The following is an 18646-nucleotide window of genomic DNA, read 5'->3' as shown; positions in this document are numbered from 1 at the left end:
AGTTGTTATGTTAAGCCGCGAGTGTTTCCTTAAAAAAAGATTCAATCAATTTGTCATTTCGGCGCTGTTCAGTTTTTTGTCTTTTTCCGTTAATGCGACACAACCAACCACGGATGAAATAGATTTTACCTCAACGGCAGCTCAGCCATTGGCAAACGAAGCCCTGCAATTGGCGAAACAGGGCAATGCGGTGGCGATCTACGAATACGCCTACAACAATTTCATATTTGAAACTTATCACGGCTCTCGTTCCGGTTCAGCTAATACTTTCTTAGGTCTGCATGGCAGTGATGTCGATATTGCCAGCACCTTAATCGCCATGCTGCGATCACAAAACATCCCGGCCCGCTATGCGACCGGCACAATACAGCTTAGCGCCGCCCAATTGAACAACTGGTTTGGTGTCGGTAATAGCAATGTCGCATTTCAATTAATGGTAGATCAGGGTTACCAAAAGCTTAGTTATTCAACTGGCGGCGCCTATACCGCCCTGAGCGGAACACAGACCTCGACAGGTTTTGCGTATTACTTTCCAACCTCGGCAGTGACTTCCGTGCAATTTGAGCATGTATGGGTGGAAGCATTGATTCCGTTTGATCAGTACCGCGGTTTACCCACCCCAACAACAGTGGATTGTTCGGTAGCCGCTAATGCTTCTCGCTGTGTTTGGGTGCCTTTGGACGCCAGCTTTAAGCAATACAGCTACAACAGCTACGGACTTGACCCAACAAGCGGAACTAGCCCCGTTACTTTTGATTACAATTGTTATTACAATGCTTATCAGACCGGCTATAAATGTTCATCCGGTGCTAATCCGGTTTCATTTCAGAATAAAAATCCTCTGACCATATTGGAAGGTCAAATTACAGCTTGGCTGCAAACCAATTATCCTGGGAAAACTTTGGATGATGTTGCCAATGAAGGCCAACTCATCCAAGTGCATGACGGCTTGTTACCGGCTTCTTTGCCTTATCCGGTAATTGGTAAAGTAAGAACATATGATTCGGTTGATCTCCATGATGCGGCTGCGCCGCCGGTTTGCACCAGCGCCTGTGCGGAAACAAAAAAATGGGCTAAAACGCTTTCCATCAATTTTAATACCACGGCAGTGGTGACCACCACAACTTCCAGTACTTCATATCCGATCAGCGGCACAACTCAGCCGGTTAAAGTCGCAACGCTTAATACGGCGCGTTTGACAATGCATGTGACCACTGCGGCTTCGAGCAATGTGCCTTCGATCACCTTATATTTGGGCGGCCAGCAAATTTTAGCGCCTGCAACCGGTAATATTCCGGGATATACGCTGAATAATGGCGACTTATATTCCGTTACTTTAAATGTTGACGGAGTGCCTGATCCCTTGGGTGGCACAAATGAAAGTAATTTTTCCGCCGCTTATAATAATTTAACTTATGGCGGATATTATTTACTGGCCATAGGCGGTTCTTATTCCAACTGGTCACAGGTTCACAATGCGGCGGATCAATTGATTGCCGATAGTGCTACCTATAAGGTCGTGCTTAATCCAAAAGACGCAGGCACAAGCAATGGCGCTTGTGATTTTACGATCGGTTTGAATTGTACACCTTATGTCGATACTGCCGGCACTGGTGTGTATGCCGCTACCGATCCTACGTTGTTAAATGACCCGACGGCATTGGATGCTTTAACCGGCGGATTGCTTTACACGGCGTCCAGCCAATATTTAGCGTATTATCGCGACTATATTGATCGTGCTAACCACTTGATGAAAACTGCCTTCGAGCCGGTCTGTCTTTTTGGTTTAGTCAGCTCTACTTATGAAGCCGAATATCTGAACAATACCGCTTTCTCCGTCATGCCGGGCGGTTTGGTTATCGACATGAAAGGCCAAGAGTTTGTTGGAGGCTTTAAAGTCAATGCCAGTCCGACCATTGCTAACAGCCAATTTCTATTCCAAGGACACATGATGTCGGCGCTTGAGCATGAAATTTGGCAGGAATTAACCGGTTATGATGCTGTTTCCACCGTGCGCGGTATCCAAATGGCCTTGGCCAATACCAGCGGCTTGGGAACATCCTTGTTGACTGTGAATAGCCAAAGCTCGGTACAAAGCAACTATGCCACTTTCGGTTTTAGCTCTACTTTGCCTAGCGGCTTCACCGCTGATCCATTTACGATTTTTTCAACCAAGCCTTATACCTGGACGAATACCAAATCGCCCGTCAGCTTTGATACCTTGTTAGGCACGGTAAGCAGCAGCAATACTTCGGTGCAGCTGGAAACGCATACATACACCTATGATCCGACAAACGGTGCCTATATATATGCTTGGGCCAATTGTACAAACAATTTGATCACTAGCGTCAAAACAGTTTCCTCTATTCCGGCCAGCGCTGGTGCCACCACTTGCTGGGGAACGCCTATTTCAGGAACGCAAGCAGCGGTGCTAAGCGAAATCAGCACCGATTGGTCGAATAACATCATTCCATTCTTGAATTACTATATTACTGACCAATTTACTTATTTTGATCAAAGTCAGGGATTCACGACGACGAATCGTTTATACCGTAGCTATCCGCCTCTGGTTAGCCAGTATTCGCCCAGTACGGTTGCGTCGATTAGAAACGACTTCTACATCCCGCCTAGTAATTCATCGATTTCCTACACCATGCCGTCAACTACGGTAGTGACGCCTTTTAACCGGTTTGAAGTGTATATTCGCAGCAATATCAATACCTCCACTGGAAATTACAACAGCTTAGATTTTGTTATCGGCAACCTGGGACTATAACGTCATGGAACAGTTACACTTTTTAAAAAAATTAAACCTTAGTTTATGGGTCTCGGCCTGTGTTTTTTTGTTGGGTAACGAAGTTGTTCAGGCGGGTGGCTATGTCAACGGCAACCAAACTTTAAATCCCGCAAATACCGGCTCGGTGACTGTTACGCCGACTTTTAATAATGCCCAGTTCACTAATAAAGTTCTGGTGTCAACGGTGAACAATAATCCTATTAAAACACCTTCTACCGCCGATCCGGTGTCGACGATTACCGGCAACAATTACCATGATGAACTGGATTTCCAGATTCGTGGTCGTAATGGCTTAAATTATGTATTCTCTCGTACTAATAACAGTGCTCAAGTTGCAGCTACCGCTGATATTGGCATGGGATATGGTTGGGTACATTCGTATTCCATGAATCTGGTATCCAATGATTTTGGTTCTTGTCCAAACTGTACAAAAGCACAAGCGCCGCAAAACTTTGATAGCATAACATCATCCATTACCTATACCGATGAACGTGGCGGTCAGGTTAATTTCTTGGAAACTCCGACGACAACCAATGGTGTCACGACTTATAGTATTGGTAACGCTTTAGGTGATTTTGACACTTTAACCATTGCCAGCCCTGTTACAACTAATGGTGTTCAGAATCAATTACTGACGTTAGCTTTTCGCAATGGTACGCAATATCTATTTAAGGTCACTGGCGGTGATATCGGCTTGACGCCCAATCTGACCGCCAAGCTGACCACGATTAAAAACCAATGGGGCGATCAGCTTAATATCAACTATGACAGCAGCGGTCGCATATCGACCATTACCGATAATCTGGGCATTAGCACCCGCACCGGTTTGACTTTTAACTATGCTAATGGCGACAACCATATCAGCAGCATTAACGACTGGGCAGGCAGAACCTGGAAATATTCCTATACCAGCGGGTATTTAAGCACCTACACCGATCCTTTAAACAATGTGTTAAGTTATTACTACACAGCTGGCAAGTATTACAATAACTTTCAAACCGGTGTTGGCAATTATCTGCTGCAATCCGTTGTCAAGCCGCAAACTCGCAATGGCCTTTCTGTTTATACTATCTTCAATTTTTATCAAAACGGTAGGGTCATTAACTATTGGGATGGTATGCAGGATACTGAAATAATGGATTACGACTTGTACCGTCAGCGTACCCGCGTTACTGATCCGCGCGGTTTTGTTCGTCAATACGATTACGATGGTAATGGTTTTCAAACGGAAATGAGAGAACCGGATGGCGGTATTTTGAACTTTACCAGTCAAGCTGATAATTTACGAGCCACAAAGACCGATGCTTTGGGGTATAAAACCCAATACAGCTACTGTCTAAATCAATCTTTGACCGCTTGCGCTACCAGCTCCGGTGGCAGTGATACCGGCGGTAATGTGACGTTAGAACAGGACGCATTAGGTTACACCATTAAAACCACTTATGGCCCTTACGATCAGGTGGCCAGCGTCACTGACAAAAACGGCAATACCACTAACACTAGTTTTTACACCACAACCGGTCAGCAGACCAACAAATGCGATTTGGCCGGTAAGCCTAACACCGTCAGCATCGCCGTTTTGGGCACAGCCACTAATGTGGCCTTGCAGACTTATTGTTGGAATAGCAATGGTACGTTAAACAATTTGAAGGAATATCTGGACACGGCCAGCGCGCACATCCGCACCACCGGTTATACTTACGATAGCACTGGCCTGAACGTTACCGATGTCAACGTCACGGCCACCAACACCACGGCGGTTATCCATACCCAGTTTACCTATGATAATTTAGGCCGGATGCTGACCAACACGTTAAACCGCACCACGTCCATTACCAACAGCGCCTTAGAGCAGCTAACCACGACTCACACTTATGATGCGCTGGATAGAGAAATAAAAGTGCAAAACCCGGAAGGGCGCATTGACCAGACTATTTATGACGGTAATGGCGAGATTTACCAGCAAATTACCTGGTATCCTAGCACCACGGCTCGCCCCAACTGTGCAGCTCCAGCCACACCAACGGGATACACTATTAGCTATGTGCAATGTACCGAAGCCACTTATAGCTATGATGCCGCCGATAGGCCAATCAGCGTAACCGATATTTTTGGCAAAACCATCAGTATGGTTTACGACCAATCCGGCAACATGATTAGCTTCACTGATGCAAACGGCCATACTAGCCAGTTTCAATATGATGCCATGAATCGGGTGACGGTTGCGATAGATGCTAATGGCCGCACCAGTAAGTCGGTTTACAACGAACGCGGTGATCTGGTCTCCGCCACCAACCCTAATAATGAAACCGTGACCAAGGTGTACGATGCGTTAGGCCGTTTAACCAAGGTGATGGACAATATTGGCAACGTCACCACTTTTTCCTATGATAAAAACGGTAATACAATCTGTGTGGTAGACGCCAACGGTAACAGCGTTTCAACCGCGCTAGGCCATCAACCGGTTAACTCCTTAGGCTGTACGGTAAGCTACACCTATGACCAGCTCAACCGTAATACGCAAGTGACCGACGCACAGAATCATGGCACTGCATTTACCTACAATTTACTGGGTCAAACTTTAACGATTACAGATGCTAATAGTCACTCCACTACCTTAGCCTATGATGATCTGGGGCGTTTAACAACGGCAATCGATCCAATGACCAATAGCGTCGGCGTGGTGACGGACGAAGCAGGTAACGCCATTCAGATGACCAACCGCAAAGGTCAGATCAGCCAGCACTTTTATGACGTAATGAACCGTAAAACTCAAAGCAGTTATACAGCGGACGGAAGCAGCGACACTTTTACTTACAATAGTTTTGATGATTTGACTAATGTGCAAAATAACAGCACGGGCAATACTTTCAGCTACAGCTTCAATTACGACAGCAAACACCGTTTAATCAGCAAAACCGACAGCAGATTAGGTTTATCGGAAAGTTGGACATATGATCCGGTGGGCAACATCTATACCAAAACCGACTATCAAGGCAATGTCACCACCTACCAGTATGACGACAGCAACCGTTTGACTGCGGAAACCAATCCGGTTTATCTGGAAGTCAGCTACCATTATGATCCTGCTGGCCGCATATTAGACCGTATTCTCAGTAACGGCGCAAAAACCAGCTATAAATACGATGCTGGTGGACGCTTAAGCAGTCTGGTGAACAGCACCATCACTAACGCCTTGGTCAACAGCACCACTTATACCCGGGATGCGATAGGCAATATTTTGACCGCGATAGAAGCCAGCGGTACCAGCCAGGTGGCTGGCAGCAGCACATTTACCTATGATCCGGAATACCGCTTGTTGACAGCGGCTTACCCAACCACGACCAATAACGAAACCATTACTTATGATCCGGTTGGCAATCGCACCAAATACATCAAAGGTAGCACCACGCTTTTTTATAACGTCAATGCCGCCAACCGCTATACCACCACCAACACCACCAGCGCCACTGGCCCGGTGTATGAAACGTATACTTATGATAAAAACGGCAGTCTGACCAATATTACCGGAAACCGCACCCTGACCTTGACTTGGGATGCCCATAACCGGGCTAGTCAAATCCAGGTAGGCGCTATTCTTCCTTATAGTTACCAATATGACATCAACAGCTACCGGATATTGAAAAACCTGGGCGCAACCACTAGTATTAATAACTATTATCTGGAAAATGGAAAACTGGAATCCATTTACGATAACAGCGGCAATGTGCAAGCCAAATACATGCGCGGCAGTGTCATTGATGAGGTAGTCAACGGCTATCAAACCAACAGTGGGGCGATGACTAACTACACCTATCATCATGATGCCCTGGAATCCGTACTGGGACAAAGCGGCAATACCGGCACTGTGGCTGCCGCGCAAGGCTATACCGCGTTCGGTAGCATTGTTAACGCCACTGGCAATAGTAACAATACCTTAAAATATAGCGGCAGGGATCTGGATAGTGAAACTGGGTTGTATTACTATCGCGCAAGGTATTACGATCCGTTAACCGGCAGGTTTTTGAGCGAAGACCCAATCAGATCAGGCATTAATTTTTATACCTATTGCGGCAATAATCCAGTGAATTGTAATGATCCGTTTGGATTAACCCAAAATGATATTGATGTTGCAAGGCAACTGGCAATCCAAACACAACCTGATCTAAAATTTCCAGCTAGTTATGGTTCTCAAGACTTGCCGGGAAAACAAGTTGGATGGACTATGTTTGAAAGTGATAAACCAGATGCAGTTGCATGGGCTACTGTACTAGATATACGGTATCAACAACCACTAAGTGATGAAGATGCAGCTAAACTGTTAGATACCATTATTCACGAAGCGATACATTTTACTTATCAATTAGGTGATTCACGTCAACCTGATGATAATGGAAAGGGATATCCATATACTGAAGCTAATCACAGAACGACAAAAAGCTTGATCAGATTGTATAACCAAATGCGTAAACAAAATGGTGGGAATACATCAAATCCGGCAAAACCATCAAGTTCAAACAATAATTCCTCTGTTCCAGATGCAGGTCTTATAGCGGCAACCAACAGTGCAATGGATTCTATAAATTCAATGTTGCAGCCTAATATTCCGGCGGCCCCAGTTCGGGTCGGTATAGTTGAAGTACTCCCACTCGAAGAAGCATCTAATGATGGAGGTGGGGCTTATGGCGGCTTTGTAATCTATCCAAATATGTCTAATACAAGTCAGATCAAAAGTGTTTATAGTAAACATTAATAAATAAATTATATTATATATGGTTATAAAAATATTCACTGATTTTACTAAATAAATGTAATGAGCCATTATTTAACAAATAAATATTCTTTGATAACTTGTTTATCTATTTTGTTGCTTGTAACCTGCTTTCAAACAAGTGCAAAATCTGTTGCAAATAAAAAAATAGATTTACCTGGTAAATGTAGCAACAATAATAAGCTCCTAATATTTGACACCACTTTTGCAGCAAGTCAATCAGGCGATAATAACTTTGAAAAAGGCATCTATATTTTTACTTTAAGCTGTAGACTTGGAAGTTGGTCTCTATCGCTTTTTTCAATGAATGAATGTCATGTCAATGAAGGTGGCGTCAAAAGTTTCGAGCCGAGCTTGGTTGGTTGGTATGATTTGTATGGGCAAGTAGAAGCCAAGCAAATTGATGACAATAAATTTAAAATAACAGTTTATCAGGCTGAAAATAAGCAGTTGCCTGCTAATATATTGCTTACTTTTGATCAAAATATACAGCCTTTTAAAAATCTGGAATCGATAGAACTTAGTGGGTTTATTGATCAAAATGCACTGCCAGACCGGGTTATACCTGTCGATTATTTACCGCTGTTGCATAACAGGTACAAAAATCCGGACTGTCCTATTCTTTTAAGGGGGATAGACTGAAGTTAAGCTATTAATTTTTGCAGACAGATAAATTGATATATGCTATGTTAAAACTAATAATATTTCTAGCTGGATTAAATGTTTTATCCGTTTTTGAGGCTAAAGCATCTGAATCATTGCCTAACATAAAAGGTATTGAATTTCCTTTTAGTTTTACTGTGGCTACACATGAAAAAAATGAAGGCATAATTAAAAATGAAGTTAAATTGTTTCAAATTCAATGCAGACCTGACCGATGTATTTTAAAAAGGTTTTCTCTGAATAATTGCAAAAAAAATCAAGACGAACAACTTTCATCAAAGCCAGTTGGGGGGAATATTAGTACTGACACTGATTTCTTAACGGCAGAGTTGAACAATGGCATACTGAAAATGACTTTATATCAAGCAACTGGGCATAATATGCCAGCTACAATTATTGCTACATTTGATAATCAATATTTAACTAAATTGAAAACATTTGAAGCAACTGGTTTTATAGATACAAACCAAAGTTTGGAATCTTTTTATGCAAATTTTGATAAACGTATAGAATATGTACCTGTCAAAGGGAAAATTCTAAAAAATCTTGATTGTCCAATTTTTTTGCCTGGAATTAATTAATATAAAACACTTTATTATTTATATAATGAATATTGTTGTCATTAATTTTAATAATTACTAGGCTTTTCAGTTACTACAATCTAAAAAAACCATGACTTATGTTTTTGTGGCAGTTTATTCTATTTGTTGGCTGTTATTGGTTGTTAAATCAGATTTATTTTCTGATTCCCGATCAGATATATAGTGATATGATCTATCACTATGGCGTAGTATTACAATGCGCTAGTCTAATCAATGCCTTTGCTCCACTTGAACAGGTTGCAGCCGTCCAGAACCATTTGATGTCTGTTCATGCCGATCTGCAAATTATTCGTGGCTGCGATAGTGCCGGGGTGTTGTTTTTGATGATGTCTGCCGTGTTGGCTTTCAGGGCTAACTGGCCGAAAAAGCTGCTGGGTTTAGTCTTGGGTATTGCCTTAATTTACGGCTTGAACATTGCGCGGGTGACGGGCATCTATTTTCTGGTGGCTTATCATCGGGAGTGGTTTGAGTTTGTGCATGTTTATCTGGCTCCAACATTGATGACCCTCTTCGCTTTTATTTTTTTCGCCTGGTGGGCCATTGGCTGTCGAGATGTGGCTAAACCGGCGTGATCTCATTTTCTTTAGTCTAAAAGTGCTGTTGGCATGGGCGGCGCTGACCGGCTTGATCGTGTTTTACGGGGAATGGCTGCTGACACCGTTGTTCCCTTTGTTTAAGGCTATTATGATTTCGGTGGTTTCCGGATTTTCGCCTACTTTAAAATTCATCCCGGCTGTGGATGGCGGCCAACTGAAATTGACCGTGTGGGTACTGAGTACCGTGCCTATCGGTACCGGGATTGTGATGCCGAAAGGCATTGAGCTGTCCTCATCCATGCATGTGCTGCATGGCCTGGTTCCCATTGCCGTGGCGCTTTCCATTTTACTGGTCTGGCCGGTACAAAGTTGGAGACACAAATTGCTGTTAATCGCCCTGGGTATATTGACTTCGGTGTTGATTTTGCTGGCGACCGTACCGGTATTATTGGTCGCCTTGCTGGAAATGCCTTTTCAGGAAAAAGCCATGCAGGCCAATGCCCTACATCAAGCCCCTTGGTTTATGGATTGGATGATCTTTTGCGAAATGGGCGGGGCTTTACTCCTGGCGTTCATCGGGGTGTGTTTTTGCATTGGGTTGCAACGGTTTGTCTGGCGGATGCGAGCATCACTTCTGATTGGTTGATAGATATAAAGAGGAATAGTATCAATGGGTAAAAAGCAAACGATCATCATTGCGGTGGCGGCCGTGTCGGCGCTGGGTTTTCTGTTATGGGCCGTCAACCAACAACAAAGTCATCAACCGCAAGATAAAGAGCCTGCGCCGCAATTGCCTTCGCCGATTGCCATGCAGAGCATGGCGAATCAGAAATGCCCTAAATTGATTCAAAATAAAACCGGCGCTCAAGTCCACTTCCCTTCCAAAAGCGATACGGATCAAAAAACTTACGTGACCATGGCATGGACTGGCGGCAAAGGTGCTAATTTTAAAACGGCTTCCTGCACGGTGCTGTTTTCATCTGGAGAGGTCTCCAAATTGGTGATCGATGATCAGGTATTGATCGACGTTACGGCTAAATCGCCTCAATCATAGAGACGCACGGCAAAAACCGCCCGTTGCGCCGTTTTCCGGATTGGATTGAGCGGCATTGGAGGAAACGCCCGCCGGAAAGGGTTTGGCTGGCCAAGCGGGGACGACCGGTTCTTCGGCGCTTTTTTTTGCTATACTTTTAGTGCCGATAAGCCCACTTCCCGGAACTAATCCTACCATGTGAAAGCCGGACGGTGGTTGCCGATCTTCACCGCGCAATCGAGCTATCCAAAAAAGACGTGATGAAAATAGCTGGTTATTTCGACACGTTCCCTTTACATGTTTACCGTATCGACATATTTTAATGATGTGTCGAAATATTAAGGATTATTAAACATGACATGACTGCCCGATCAAGCTTATAACCATTTACCCAGGGCAAACGCATTAAAATTTTAAGCCAAATACGAAGGTAGTTCCAACATATAAGTATTTTTGATTAGTCGGCGACAGCCTTCCGCAGTGTACTGGTCTTCTTTTTCACCTTGAGAGAACGCAATCGACTTTGAAAAGTAACATGTGCTCGGAAAAATTTGCGACAAAACCCAAACTCAATCAAGACAACCAACTTGATCTTTAATTCTCCTTACTATATAGTAAGGATGAAGCAATATTGTAATCTTATGCGGTTTTTGCCTAGTAAGTTAGGGGCATGACCTAATAAGCAAAAATGTTACAACGATTTAGGGATTTATTATGGCAACATCGACAATCACCAGCAAAGGGCAGATAACTATTCCTGCTACGGTTCGGGCGGCACTCGGTATCTCAGCAGGCGACAAGGTTGAGTTTGTCCAGGTGGAATCGGGGCGCTTTGAATTGTTGGCGGCCACCTTGCCAGTGAGCGCTTTAAAAGGCATGGTCAAGAAACCAAGCAAACCGGTAACCATAGAGGAAATGAGCGAGGCTATTGCTTCAAATGGGGCAAAGGCTAAGTGATCGGCCTAGATACGAATGTATTGGTTCGTTACATTACCCAAGACGACCCCATTCAATCTGAACAGGCAAACGCGCTTTTAGAATCCCTTTCAACTGGTTTAGAGGCTTATATTACTGTTGTTAGCTTGGTGGAGCTGGTTTGGGTTCTGTCTAGCTGCTATGGTTCAAGTAACGCTGAAATAAGCAATGTGCTAGAGAGCTTGATGCACACCAAGCACATCATCGTTCAGAACGCAGATATTGTTTGGAAAGCGTTACGCAATTACAAGGAGGGTAAAGCGGATTTCCCAGATTGCCTAATAAAGCATTCATCATTCAATGCAGGTTGCAGTTCCGTAGTCACTTTTGACGTTAAAGCCGCCCGGGATAGTGGCATGAGCCTTATTGGTTCTGAGTCTATTAAATAGCTGAAGTTTCCCAATTTTTAAATGCCCTAAGCCCGCTATTAATGCGGAGTGGGTATTTAACGCAGGGTTTGCATCGTTTATGGCAAACCCCAATTTAATTCGTTTTCCTTGTATAGGCTGCTGACTCAAAAACTGGGAAACTTCAGTTAAATAGGTGTGGTTGTCAATTAGGGCGTCCATTTTGGGTATACCCTTACGGTACACCGCCATTGAGACAACTTTTACGTATCAATAGGGTTTATTTTGGTTTTTGAGACACTTCAGCATGAAAGTCTAGACCTAAATGAGACGAAATCAGGGGTATTCTACAATTGCAAATATTGTGAGCCCGCGAATATGAATTGCGAGCCGGTGCCGATACCGGACAGTCGACTGGGTTAGAAGATGCCTTAACTATTGAAATTGGAAAGTTACCCCGAACGACGGCAATTGGCCGGGTCAAGCCAAAGAGGACGCAAGGTTGCTTGCCGAAAAGCTGCCATTCGCTGAATTAAGGGATGGAAAATTTCGCCAGCTTCCTCAGTGTCCGGTTATGGCCGGGTCAAGCCAAACACGACTCAAGGTTGCTTGCCGAAAAGCTGTCATTCGCTGAACTTAGGTATCGAGAATTTCGCCGGCGTCCACAACTGCCGGTTATGGATGGACGGAGCCGGTAGCCACCTGTGATTTTCTCGAAATATTGCTAGTTCGAATTTCAGGGATACGGTAATTTTCAACATTCGACAAGGTAGAATTGAAAGTTGGTTTTTCATTGTTTTCAACAATCAATGGTTTTTTTGACTCAGCCAAACTTTAACTCTTCAACACCCAATTCCGAATACCCATTTATCAACATGCTGATTAAATGCCTAGTATTAACAATGGCGTGTTTAGCCCTCTCCGGTTGCGCGGGCATGTGGGGACGGGCAATGATGGCTGAGCCGCCCACGTGCGGCATGTTTTTTGGTGGTGTTATCGGCGATACCACCGAATTTATGATGGATACAGCAGAGCCTTGGGTGGTCGCAGGGGGTGTTCTTGACCTTCCGTTTAGCTTGGCAACTGATGTGATTTTAGCGCCTTACGATTTGTATCAATTGCAAAAGGCAAATTATGTTTATTGCGGACGTGCTAGCACCGGCATGCAGTAACTGGTATTTGTTGTTAGTCAAAACCGAGTCAAGTACCCGATAGCAATTTCATACTTTACTAAACGCAGTTGCTTTGAGACTATGACAGATGAGAAAGTCGAAATAGTCACGAATCGACTTAAGTAAAATCCTAAACTATATAACACCTCGGACGATGTTTTTTGACGCTAATATCCGTCAAACTGCACGCCAGAATTAAATCCACCCTTTATTACAGGTAAGAAATGAGCACAATTGTCGCTGAACGTTTGTTTGATGGCCCCATCGCTGAAGAATATAATCTCTTACATATCATTTGCCCGGCTGCAGCTGATATTAGTCAGCGTATTGGTGAATTTGTTGGTCACTGGAAAGAGTCTAATGCTTTAGACAGCATAGAGATATTGGAAATCGGTTGCGGCACTGGCTTTACCACAAAGCAATTGTTACGCCACAGCCCTAATTCCCGCTTGACGGGTATCGACAACGCACCCGATATGCTGGAGCAAGCGGCTGTTAACCTTAACTCGGCAATATCAGAAAACTTTGTTAGCTTGCTTGAGGTAGATGCCCTGTCACATTTGCAAGCCACGCCCAGTGCTAGCCTGGATGTGGTCGCCAGTGCCTATGCTATCCATAATTTTCTGGATGGCTATCGCGAACAAGTTTTACACGAAATTTATCGCGTGTTGAAGCCGGGTGGATTGTTTGTCAATGGTGATCGTTATGCAGTGGATAACAGTCTGGAGCATTTACGTCTTACCCAAGCAGAGGCGCGTGAATATTGCCAAGTATTCACCAAAATGCAACGCCCGGATCTGTTGGCAGAATGGATAGTGCATTTATTTAGCGACGAATCGCCTGATCACATTATGCGTCTGCAACCCGCGCTGCAAAGCATGCAAACAATTGGTTTTCAAGCCGTTACTCTGCATTACCGCCAAGGGGTCAATGCGCTTATCAGTGGCACAAAATAATCACTTATCTTGTTGCCAAGCGGTCATGCTGGGTTACGGCTAGCGCCTAACCCAGCCTACGCCATTGATTTAAAATAATTTTTCCTCAAAAAAGTAGCATTCTACCCCACTGATTGTTTTTTTCTATTTGACGCAAGCTACAAATTCATTTAACGTTATATTTGTATATATACATCGAATAAGCTTAAGCCATGTTGCGCATTCGCCTATACCTGGCAATTTATTAATCAGACCTTAGGATCATACTTATGTTAGAAATAAAACTACCGCTGAGCTGGGCCTCCACTTTTGGATCGGCACTCTTGTTATTAAGCTCGGCAACGACAGCCTCAGCTGACACAGCCGTGAGTCTAGGTGGATTTTTAAGCGCCTCCAGTCCCACTAGTTTTACGATTGCCGACTTGCAAACTTATGCAAGCCAGCATGCGTCTGCCGTTAAGAGCGTGACGGTTGGCAGTGATACCTACACGGGCGTTTCACTGTTTAGTTACCTTAACTCTGTGGTTGCAACCGATCCGAAAGTGCCTAAGAATGATATTTTGCGCGACTATGTGGTCGCGTCTGGCAGCGGCGGCTCCAGTTTTACCTATGCTTTAGGCAGTTTGAGTGGCAGTGGTTTCGGCAATTTGAACGATATTATTGCTTACAGTGACAGTAATGGCGCTTTAAGTAATGCCAGTATTATTGCCGCTGACGGCGCAAATATTACTAATTTAAGCAGCCTGAACATTGGACATGTCGATTATTCAGGCGCAGGTGCAGGCGGACAAAATACCAGCTTTGTAGTGAATGGCTTAGTCAGTAATCCAACCGTTTACAGTGCAGCTAATTTGCCGAACACGCTAGGCACTGATAATGTCACTATAGGCACCAATACTTATAATGGCGTCTCGCTATGGAATCTACTGCTTCAGGCAGGGCTTTCAACCGACCCGGCCACCTTAGCCAATGAATATGTAATCGCTACCGGTACGGACAACTACCAAGCCATCCTATCGCTGGAAGAGCTTAATCCCTTATATGGCAATCTAAATGATATTTTGGCCTATGGACTTGGCGGTGGTTCTTTGGGAACAAACGGTTTTGCGCGCATAGTATTACCGGGTGATACCAAGGCGGGCCGCTTTGTGTCTAATCTGGAAAGTTTGACGGTTGTATCCTCAGTGCCGCTTCCCACCTCAGCTTTACTGATGTTAAGTGGGTTACTGGGTATGGGGTTCAGAAGTCTTGCTAAAAATCTGAAATCGCGACTGACGGTTTAAACAAGTTTGCTTCGCTTTTTAAGTATGGGGAATTTGGCGCTGATGATGGCGTTAAATTCCCTTACTCTGTTAATCTTTGTGGCAAGTCAATTAATCTTCTACAGGCTTGCCGTCTGTCAACGCATACCAGCCAACTGCTATTCTGAAAATCATCCAGATTAAAGTCATGGCCAAGGTAACAAAACCAACGCCAAATTCAAAAGTCAGGCCGGAAATGGCAAAGCCTGCCAAGGCTATCCAGGTGGTTTTAATCTGGGAATTAAAATGTGACTCCAGCCAAGTACCTTCTACTTCTTTGCGTTTATAGAAATTGATGGCCACCCCCAATAGTAATGGCAAACCTAATAAGGTAAAGGCAAGTACTTGGCAAAGATAAACAGTCGCGGTTATTTTTTTTAAGGTTTGCAGCGAATCTACAGCTGTTTGTTTGGTTGTAAAGCTATTCATTAAGCACCTCGTTGATGATACTGCGGGTTAAATTAAGGTTTGAATTAAAGCATTTGCTCCATTTTCAAACTTTGTACGATTAAGATCAGTTTATAAAATCTCTAACCTTAAGGTCTGTACGCTACCACACGCAAAATCATCACTTTGGTGACTATTACCGTTAGCCGATATGCTGGGTTACGGCTAGCGCCTAACCCAGCCATTGATTTAGCTACGGCTTTCGTCATTGAATTTAAGAGTATCCATCTTTACAGAAAGAAAAACGCTTGCTTGGTAAAGGCTACTTTGACGATATATACCACCACAATTAATGCACCTGCAAACGCATACCAGCGATTATCGCCCTGAGCGCGTATAGCAACTATACCCAAGCCGATAAAGGCAAACATGGCTATTATTTTGGCTATTATCCAGCCGTAATCGCCAGCCAGCCAGTTTCCTTCAAAAACTAAACCCACCCCGGTGAGTAACAATAAGGTAGCCAGAACATGCGGGGTAATTTTCATCCATTTGGCGGCTAATAATTCGGGTTTAAACTGCGCGATTAACACTCTAGCGATAAATAAGAGCACGACAATCGCAACGAAGAGTAAATGGGTATGTTTCAGCATAAAAGTTCCAGATTTAAAAAAAGTGACAACCAAGAGGCACTCAACACCTAATACCTACCCGCTTGGATGGTTGGACTTCTTGCCGTCTCACCATCCTACAAGCAAACCCTGCCAGTGTGTTTTGCACATCAGTAACTTGCTTACTTTACCCCTAAGCCGGGCTGCAAGCAAAAGCAAAAATTATTACCACGATTCAGCGCAATTTTTTTGCAATTAAAATCAAGGAGCTATAGCCTGTGCCGCACAAAGTAAAACGCATCTGTCGCGATAGATGCGCCATTTGGCGTTTGCTCATGCTAGGCTGGCTTACATTCCTTACAAATCATCAAACTTTGGCATTTGGCTAGCCACTCGGCATTCAAAACAACTGGACTAAAAATAAATTTGCTGCAAAAACTGGTAAAATACGCTTTTTTAGCGTTTGCATACTACGACCATGACCACCCAACCCAGCACTGAACTCAGTACCTTCGATAACCCCAGACCGGGCCGCGACTTTACCATTCGTATTGATATACCCGAGTTTACCTGCTTATGTCCTATGACGGGTCAGCCTGACTTTGCCAAGCTAACTCTTGAATATGTACCTGCTGCACTGTGCGTGGAATTAAAATCGCTGAAATTGTATATGTGGACATTCCGTGAACGCGGTGCTTTTCATGAAGCGGTTACTAATGAAATACTGGACCATATCGCCAGCCGCATTAACCCTAGCTTTATGCGTCTGCGTGCCGATTTTAACGTGCGCGGTGGCATCTATACCACGGTAGTGGTTGAGCATCGTGACCCAAACTGGGTAGCACCCAGCGTGGTTACCCTGCCCTAAGCCCTGATGAGCAGTAAAACCTATTACACCAGTGATATTGCCGTTGCTTTAAAATACGATGGCAAAAATGCCCCTAAAGTCACCGCTAAAGGGGAAGGTTTTACTGCACACCAAATTCTGGAAATTGCCGAAAAACACGGCGTTCCCCTGCAAACCGATCCAGAATTGGCCCGCGTATTGGCACATATTCCACTCGGCGATGAAATTCCTCCACAACTGTATATTGCCGTGGCTGAAATCATCGCTTTTGCCTATTATCTGAGCGGAAAAACACCGGAAAACTTTCAAAATGACCTTTAAAGAAATTGTAACTGTACTCCCCCAATATCTGCTGCCACATCATTTATTATCGCAGTGGCTGTCTAAATTGACGCATTGCGAAAACCGCCTGTGGAAAAACTTTTTTATTCGTACCATTATTAAGGTGTATGGCGTGAATATGAGCGAGGCTAAACAGCCAGACATAAACGCTTATAAGAATTTTAACCAGTTTTTTACCCGTGAACTGCAAGCAGGTGCGCGTCCGCTTACGGCGGAAGCCGAGGCTATAGCCAGCCCTGCCGATGGTGTTATCAGCCAGGCCGGAGCTATTACTGAGGGTAGAATTTTTCAAGCCAAAGACCATAGCTATACGGTTGAAGAATTGCTAGGTGGCAATAGCGACCGCGCCAAGCCGTTTGTTAACGGCAGTTTTGCCACAATTTATCTGTCACCCAAAGATTACCATCGTCTGCACATGCCATTGTCTGGCACCTTAACAGAAATGGTGCATATTCCTGGGCGCTTGTTTAGTGTTAATGGCACGACCGTGAATAACGTGCCTAATTTATTTGCACGTAATGAACGGGTGGCCTGTATTTTTGATAGTGAAGCAGGTCCAGTGGCATTGATACTGGTGGGCGCTATTTTTGTATCTAGCGTTGAAACAGTGTGGCACGGCGTAGTAACCCCACCGTCTTGCAAAGAACCACGTAGCTGGCAGTATAGCGTAGATGCACCACAACTGGCTAAAGGCGCGGAAATGGGGCGTTTTAATATGGGTTCTACCATTATTGTCTTGTTTGCTGAAAACAAGGCCACTTGGAATGACGATTTGCAGGCTGGCAAAGCGGTCAGACTGGGTGAAAAACTCGGACACTGGCAGTTCTGAGCATAGACGACTGCAAAGCCAATACGATAACTGAGTTTTGTGTGGCATAATAGGCGGGTTTTCCAGTTTGCTAGCTGGACATTAATACAACATAACGATAACAAGATAGAGGATAACAATGAGTTTTTTTATCTCTGATGCCTTGGCACAAGCGGCACCAACTAGCGTACAACCCGGCTTTGAAGGCATGCTTTTTCCTGCGGGTATTTTGCTGTTTTTTTATTTTCTGTTTATTCGTCCGCAAGCAAAGCGTACCAAAGAGCAGAAACAAATGCTGGCAGCACTGGATAAAGGTGCAGAAGTGGTCACCAGCGGTGGCATTTTAGGAAAAGTCATTGATCTGGATGAAAATTTTGTTAAACTTGAAGTTTTCGAAAACAGTTTTATTCTAGTGCAACGCCATCAAATTGCCAATATGATGCCTAAGGGTACTTATAAAACATTGAACAACAAAAAACCTAAAATTTAAGCTTGGTCTGACTTTATACCCCTGTAACT

19 protein-coding genes are annotated in these 18646 nt (G+C 44.1%); 16 read left to right on the top strand and 3 right to left on the bottom strand.

The features are described 5' to 3' along the window. Positions 1-7 precede the first annotated feature (7 nt). From ABH008_RS09940 to ABH008_RS09910, 7 genes are all read left to right on the top strand, one after another. Positions 8-2776: a transglutaminase-like domain-containing protein gene (locus ABH008_RS09940; protein WP_347989700.1), complete on the top strand. Its 2769-nt coding sequence runs from the start codon at positions 8-10 to the stop codon at positions 2774-2776. 4 nt (positions 2777-2780) lie between these two features. Continuing rightward, a complete protein-coding gene (locus ABH008_RS09935; protein ID WP_347989699.1) occupies positions 2781-7550 on the top strand; it encodes an RHS repeat-associated core domain-containing protein in 4770 nt (1589 codons plus the stop codon). 60 nt (positions 7551-7610) lie between these two features. Next, positions 7611-8210 carry a hypothetical protein gene (locus ABH008_RS09930; protein ID WP_347989698.1) on the top strand — a complete coding sequence of 200 codons (600 nt, stop codon included), beginning with the start codon at positions 7611-7613 and terminating at the stop codon, positions 8208-8210. 44 nt (positions 8211-8254) lie between these two features. Beyond that, positions 8255-8812 carry a hypothetical protein gene (locus tag ABH008_RS09925; protein ID WP_347989697.1) on the top strand — a complete coding sequence of 186 codons (558 nt, stop codon included), beginning with the start codon at positions 8255-8257 and terminating at the stop codon, positions 8810-8812. A 140-nt stretch (positions 8813-8952) separates the two neighbouring features. After that, positions 8953-9405, top strand: a complete 453-nt coding sequence (xrtM, locus tag ABH008_RS09920; protein WP_347989696.1) for an exosortase family protein XrtM — start codon at positions 8953-8955, stop codon at positions 9403-9405. Continuing rightward, complete coding sequence (locus tag ABH008_RS09915; RefSeq protein ID WP_347989695.1) at positions 9386-10015, top strand: hypothetical protein; 630 nt, start codon at positions 9386-9388, stop codon at positions 10013-10015. The genes xrtM and ABH008_RS09915 overlap by 20 nt, the downstream gene beginning before the upstream one ends. A 24-nt stretch (positions 10016-10039) precedes the next feature. Further along, the gene (locus tag ABH008_RS09910; protein WP_347989694.1) at positions 10040-10423 is read left to right on the top strand and encodes a hypothetical protein; all 384 of its coding nucleotides are present in this window, start codon (positions 10040-10042) and stop codon (positions 10421-10423) included. Here the strand turns inward: ABH008_RS09910 and ABH008_RS09905 are convergent. Next, entirely contained in the window at positions 10418-10600 is a 183-nt protein-coding gene (locus tag ABH008_RS09905) for a hypothetical protein (protein ID WP_347989693.1), read from the bottom strand. The two genes, ABH008_RS09910 and ABH008_RS09905, sit on opposite strands and share 6 nt — an antisense overlap. A gap of 516 nt (positions 10601-11116) precedes the next feature. Between ABH008_RS09905 and ABH008_RS09900 the strand changes: the two genes are divergently transcribed. The 5 genes from ABH008_RS09900 to ABH008_RS09880 all read left to right on the top strand — a co-directional run bounded on the left by ABH008_RS09900 (position 11117) and on the right by ABH008_RS09880 (position 15114). Next, positions 11117-11359, top strand: coding sequence for an AbrB/MazE/SpoVT family DNA-binding domain-containing protein (locus tag ABH008_RS09900; RefSeq protein ID WP_347989692.1), 243 nt, complete (start codon positions 11117-11119; stop codon positions 11357-11359). Continuing rightward, on the top strand, positions 11356-11766 hold the full coding sequence (locus tag ABH008_RS09895; RefSeq protein WP_347989691.1) for a type II toxin-antitoxin system VapC family toxin: 411 nt from the start codon (positions 11356-11358) through the stop codon (positions 11764-11766). Before ABH008_RS09900 ends, ABH008_RS09895 begins: the two co-directional genes overlap by 4 nt. 908 nt (positions 11767-12674) lie before the next feature. After that, positions 12675-12896, top strand: coding sequence for a YceK/YidQ family lipoprotein (locus ABH008_RS09890; RefSeq protein ID WP_347989690.1), 222 nt, complete (start codon positions 12675-12677; stop codon positions 12894-12896). Between the two features lie 224 nt (positions 12897-13120). Further along, a complete protein-coding gene (locus tag ABH008_RS09885; RefSeq protein ID WP_347989689.1) occupies positions 13121-13852 on the top strand; it encodes a class I SAM-dependent methyltransferase in 732 nt (243 codons plus the stop codon). Positions 13853-14100: 248 nt separating this feature from the next. Further along, positions 14101-15114: a hypothetical protein gene (locus ABH008_RS09880; RefSeq protein WP_347989688.1), complete on the top strand. Its 1014-nt coding sequence runs from the start codon at positions 14101-14103 to the stop codon at positions 15112-15114. A 90-nt stretch (positions 15115-15204) separates the two neighbouring features. On the opposite strand, the gene ABH008_RS09875 is transcribed toward ABH008_RS09880, so the two are convergent. Both ABH008_RS09875 and ABH008_RS09870 read right to left on the bottom strand, forming a co-directional pair. After that, on the bottom strand, positions 15205-15561 hold the full coding sequence (locus ABH008_RS09875) for a hypothetical protein (RefSeq protein WP_347989687.1): 357 nt from the start codon (positions 15559-15561) through the stop codon (positions 15205-15207). Positions 15562-15809: 248 nt separating this feature from the next. Next, positions 15810-16172: a SirB2 family protein gene (locus ABH008_RS09870; protein WP_347989686.1), complete on the bottom strand. Its 363-nt coding sequence runs from the start codon at positions 16170-16172 to the stop codon at positions 15810-15812. Positions 16173-16608: 436 nt separating this feature from the next. Between ABH008_RS09870 and queF the strand changes: the two genes are divergently transcribed. The 4 genes from queF to yajC all read left to right on the top strand — a co-directional run bounded on the left by queF (position 16609) and on the right by yajC (position 18617). Next, positions 16609-16998 (top strand): preQ(1) synthase, encoded by a 390-nt coding sequence (queF, locus tag ABH008_RS09865; protein WP_347989685.1) that lies wholly within the window; start codon positions 16609-16611, stop codon positions 16996-16998. Between the two features lie 6 nt (positions 16999-17004). Next, positions 17005-17298 (top strand): EscU/YscU/HrcU family type III secretion system export apparatus switch protein, encoded by a 294-nt coding sequence (locus ABH008_RS09860; RefSeq protein ID WP_347989684.1) that lies wholly within the window; start codon positions 17005-17007, stop codon positions 17296-17298. Beyond that, positions 17288-18148 carry an archaetidylserine decarboxylase gene (gene asd, locus ABH008_RS09855; protein ID WP_347989683.1) on the top strand — a complete coding sequence of 287 codons (861 nt, stop codon included), beginning with the start codon at positions 17288-17290 and terminating at the stop codon, positions 18146-18148. Before ABH008_RS09860 ends, asd begins: the two co-directional genes overlap by 11 nt. A gap of 118 nt (positions 18149-18266) precedes the next feature. Next, entirely contained in the window at positions 18267-18617 is a 351-nt protein-coding gene (gene yajC, locus ABH008_RS09850) for a preprotein translocase subunit YajC (RefSeq protein WP_347989682.1), read from the top strand. The last annotated feature ends 29 nt before the right edge of the window (positions 18618-18646 follow it).

The organism is Methylomonas sp. AM2-LC (genome assembly GCF_039904985.1).
Classification (GTDB): domain Bacteria; phylum Pseudomonadota; class Gammaproteobacteria; order Methylococcales; family Methylomonadaceae; genus Methylomonas.
This window is presented reverse-complemented; position numbering and strand designations above follow the sequence as displayed.

Excerpts from the sequence above, each read along its gene's own strand:
- ABH008_RS09940 (WP_347989700.1), top strand. The coding sequence starts at position 8 with ATGTTAAGCCGCGAGTGTTTCCTTAAAAAAAGATTCAATCAATTTGTC.
- ABH008_RS09935 (WP_347989699.1), top strand. The coding sequence starts at position 2,781 with ATGGAACAGTTACACTTTTTAAAAAAATTAAACCTTAGTTTATGGGTC.
- ABH008_RS09930 (WP_347989698.1), top strand. The coding sequence starts at position 7,611 with ATGAGCCATTATTTAACAAATAAATATTCTTTGATAACTTGTTTATCT.
- ABH008_RS09925 (WP_347989697.1), top strand. The coding sequence starts at position 8,255 with ATGTTAAAACTAATAATATTTCTAGCTGGATTAAATGTTTTATCCGTT.
- ABH008_RS09915 (WP_347989695.1), top strand. The coding sequence starts at position 9,386 with ATGTGGCTAAACCGGCGTGATCTCATTTTCTTTAGTCTAAAAGTGCTG.
- ABH008_RS09910 (WP_347989694.1), top strand. The coding sequence starts at position 10,040 with ATGGGTAAAAAGCAAACGATCATCATTGCGGTGGCGGCCGTGTCGGCG.
- ABH008_RS09905 (WP_347989693.1), bottom strand. The coding sequence starts at position 10,600 with ATGGTAGGATTAGTTCCGGGAAGTGGGCTTATCGGCACTAAAAGTATA.
- ABH008_RS09900 (WP_347989692.1), top strand. The coding sequence starts at position 11,117 with ATGGCAACATCGACAATCACCAGCAAAGGGCAGATAACTATTCCTGCT.
- ABH008_RS09890 (WP_347989690.1), top strand. The coding sequence starts at position 12,675 with ATGATGGCTGAGCCGCCCACGTGCGGCATGTTTTTTGGTGGTGTTATC.
- ABH008_RS09885 (WP_347989689.1), top strand. The coding sequence starts at position 13,121 with ATGAGCACAATTGTCGCTGAACGTTTGTTTGATGGCCCCATCGCTGAA.
- ABH008_RS09880 (WP_347989688.1), top strand. The coding sequence starts at position 14,101 with ATGTTAGAAATAAAACTACCGCTGAGCTGGGCCTCCACTTTTGGATCG.
- ABH008_RS09875 (WP_347989687.1), bottom strand. The coding sequence starts at position 15,561 with ATGAATAGCTTTACAACCAAACAAACAGCTGTAGATTCGCTGCAAACC.
- ABH008_RS09870 (WP_347989686.1), bottom strand. The coding sequence starts at position 16,172 with ATGCTGAAACATACCCATTTACTCTTCGTTGCGATTGTCGTGCTCTTA.
- queF (WP_347989685.1), top strand. The coding sequence starts at position 16,609 with ATGACCACCCAACCCAGCACTGAACTCAGTACCTTCGATAACCCCAGA.
- ABH008_RS09860 (WP_347989684.1), top strand. The coding sequence starts at position 17,005 with ATGAGCAGTAAAACCTATTACACCAGTGATATTGCCGTTGCTTTAAAA.
- asd (WP_347989683.1), top strand. The coding sequence starts at position 17,288 with ATGACCTTTAAAGAAATTGTAACTGTACTCCCCCAATATCTGCTGCCA.
- yajC (WP_347989682.1), top strand. The coding sequence starts at position 18,267 with ATGAGTTTTTTTATCTCTGATGCCTTGGCACAAGCGGCACCAACTAGC.